General features: G+C 34.5%; 4 protein-coding genes. 3 read left to right on the top strand and 1 reads right to left on the bottom strand.

Annotated elements, in window-relative coordinates; translation table 11 throughout:
• Positions 1-101 precede the first annotated feature (101 nt).
• On the top strand, positions 102-380 hold the full coding sequence (locus AAC147_RS01230; RefSeq protein ID WP_197056408.1) for a hypothetical protein: 279 nt from the start codon (positions 102-104) through the stop codon (positions 378-380).
• Positions 381-642: 262 nt separating this feature from the next.
• Complete coding sequence (locus tag AAC147_RS01225) at positions 643-768, top strand: hypothetical protein (protein WP_255347683.1); 126 nt, start codon at positions 643-645, stop codon at positions 766-768.
• A 295-nt stretch (positions 769-1,063) separates the two neighbouring features.
• On the opposite strand, the gene pilL2 is transcribed toward AAC147_RS01225, so the two are convergent.
• Positions 1,064-1,603, bottom strand: a complete 540-nt coding sequence (pilL2, locus tag AAC147_RS01220) for a PFGI-1 class ICE element type IV pilus protein PilL2 (protein ID WP_231571552.1) — start codon at positions 1,601-1,603, stop codon at positions 1,064-1,066.
• A 467-nt stretch (positions 1,604-2,070) separates the two neighbouring features.
• Here pilL2 and AAC147_RS01215 point away from each other — a divergent pair, with 467 nt between their 5' ends.
• Positions 2,071-2,631: a hypothetical protein gene (locus AAC147_RS01215; protein WP_052189713.1), complete on the top strand. Its 561-nt coding sequence runs from the start codon at positions 2,071-2,073 to the stop codon at positions 2,629-2,631.
• The last annotated feature ends 356 nt before the right edge of the window (positions 2,632-2,987 follow it).

Here is a 2,987-nt window from a genome sequence, read left to right as displayed (position 1 = left end):
CTTATTAGGCGAATCCAAGTCTTGAGAAAAATACAGGAGTCAGAATACGTTTCAATATTCTTTCAGATGCTACATTTTATGCTGGTATTTTTGGTGATCCCATGGATGCGGCAGAACAATATATAGAAGATCTGAAAGAATTCACGCATATAAGAAATATCAATGAAATAGTGAATATCCTCGACAGATCTGAAATAGTTTCATTATTTCAGAATGATTATAATCGTGCTTTATCAAAACATCTGAAAACTTTCACATTGGATCCCTCTTTCGGAATTAGTCATGAGGAAGCTATTCGTTTCAATGCCAGTGTCGGGAGCACGGTTAACATTTCCGATCTCTCTCTGACATATAGTCAAAAAAAAATCGATATTTTGTGATTCTATTTTCCCTGATCTGGCAATAAAGCATGAGATCATGAATAGAGTTCACACCGCCTTTATTCAGTACAGAGCTATGAAAGAAGCAATAGCGAGTATCCAATGGGAAAAGAGGCTATTTCCTAATGCAATCCGGGCGACTATTCATCATAAGACAATACCAGTAATTGGTATCAGGATATATCCTGGTTACAAGAACTATTCACCGCATCTTCCCTACCATGGTATTGCTGTTATTGAATGCAGGAATAATGTCTGGTAAATGAGTATTGAGCAAGAAATTCAACAGCATGGTAAGCGTTTAAGAATTATTAATAGTCGGGATGTCAGTGATTTTTATGTAGATGCCGATACTCTGGAATATATGGAGAATTTGTTAAAGAAATAGAACTTTAGCAGTCCTATAACTTGATAATCAACATTTAAGCACTTTAGTTAATACTGAGTAATATCTCAGCATTTATTATATTTGTGCATATCTTTTATCAAAGGGGAATAGATGCGTAACTTTATTTTAATTATTTTAGGGAATATTGCATTAGCATTTTTTAATTAGTATCGCTATGATCGGTATTAATTTTCTACGATATGCTGCTGCTGAGAGTGTCCCAAAGTACCGGGCAGCAACAGCAAGTTCTTTATTGCTGGCTTCTGGAATAATTGGGGTCATTATTGGCAGCGAGCTATATGGAAAAGGAGATAGCCTGGGGTTCGATCTTCCATTTATCGGTTGTTTTATGCCATTGATATTCCGGTCTTAAGCTGTGGCATACAACACGCTGAATATCATCTACTTCTAATTTCCAGGCAGAGCCTGCCAACAGTTGCAATGCAACATTTAATCGCACTGGTCCCAATTGATAATGAGGGGCTGGCAAAGATTGTTGATAAAGGGTGTTAGCTTGTCCACTAACACTACATAAGCGATATCCTGATTGGCGTAACGCATAGCGCATTGCCTCACCAACAGTAGGCTTCAATGAACTGGGCATCTTTAATTGAACCAATTGCTTCAATGGGTAGCGTTGCGCTATTTCTGGCGAGGTATCAACTAACAAATAACGGTCATAACGGACCATTTCTGGAGGTGATTGGTAAATATCAGGCAGTGCAGCAGATATATTATCTAAAGGAATATTCGAAGAGGTCATTGTAGCAGTTTGTTGCTTAACACAAGCTGTCAGTGCAAGCGGAATTAATAACATAAGAGATAGTTTTTTCATGATCCTTTATCCTGTTCCTATATAAAATTTATCTGCCTAACTTTGCTGAGGAACGAGATCAAATTCAACAAACAACTCTATCTTGAAAAATAAAAAAAATTATTATGAACAATGTACGATATACCTTTTCATAATAGTGAGAGTATCTGCATGTGATGATCCATTACCCCGTATGCCTCTCAAGAACTCAGGGGTAAGGAATACTTCTATCATTTTGAAAAATTATATAGGCACTAAGTCTTAACAATATACACCTTCATTATTAAGTTTTATTTTTTTGAAGATCCCCTATATTTAAATTAAATACCTACTTCAATAAAACAATAACAATTCTAATATTAAGAGTCAGAAGTTATTTCAATTTAATTATAAAAGCATGATATTAGTCTGCTGATTATTTTTATTATTTATAATTTATTTAAAATAAATTATTGTATGAAATACATATAACAACATGAGTGAATTTTATGAAAATTATGATTGAAGACGAGATTGAAATACTGGATGTCTGGGGAGAGGGTAGAATTATTGATTGCCTTTCCAGAAAGTACCCTTGTAAAGCGTGGGAAGAAGCCCTTCATGTTACGGGGTTTCCGAATGCAATTAATGTAAACCATAAAGATCAAAAAATTTCTAACGGCCCTGATGAAAAAAAAGATATTCCCAATCTCAGCCCCGTTGATAGCTATGACTATCCAAAATTCAACATACCAGACGACTCATGTAAATATATCACATTAATGGGATCACCATTAAATGATGAAACCATGAAAGAGATGATTAGAGTTTTCAATAAAAAACCTAGGCATGGTAATATTTTTCTTTATGGTCTAGATAATGATGTAATATCTAAATTTGAAAGGTTGTTAAATGAAATTGGTAATATCCCAATAAAATATGAGGTAATACACCATAAAACGGATCTTATATCAGGATTAATATCGCCATTCAATGAGATTAAATTATTAACGACTCATCACGTTGATATTTTTACCATTGATTACCGTATACCTAGCGGTGAACTTTAATTTACATCGCTTTTTCCAGATCCAATAATATACTTTGTACTATAATTCACAGTAAAAAGCCACGCGTTAACGTGGCTTTTCAGTTAACCATTGTCATTTAATAGACAACGTCAAGTGATCCCCAATGGCCTCCACGATTTTGCCAATCACATCAATTTTCATTGAATGCTTTAAATCAAAAATACGAGTGATTTTCTGTTTTTACTTACTGAGGCAAGCATTAACAATGATTACGTGTAACTGTTTCATGTAATGATCGCCATAACCGTTCTATTTTATTCAGCCAAGGAGTATAGAAGATTTCTCTGGTTTAAGTATCAAGACAACCAGCAAGGTGGTCATGCTCCCAATAATTA

Origin of the sequence: Xenorhabdus sp. NBAII XenSa04 (assembly GCF_963866145.1) — a bacterium.
Lineage (GTDB): Bacteria > Pseudomonadota > Gammaproteobacteria > Enterobacterales > Enterobacteriaceae > Xenorhabdus > Xenorhabdus indica.
Note: the sequence above shows the minus strand (reverse complement) of the source record. Positions and strands in the feature narration are given on the sequence as shown.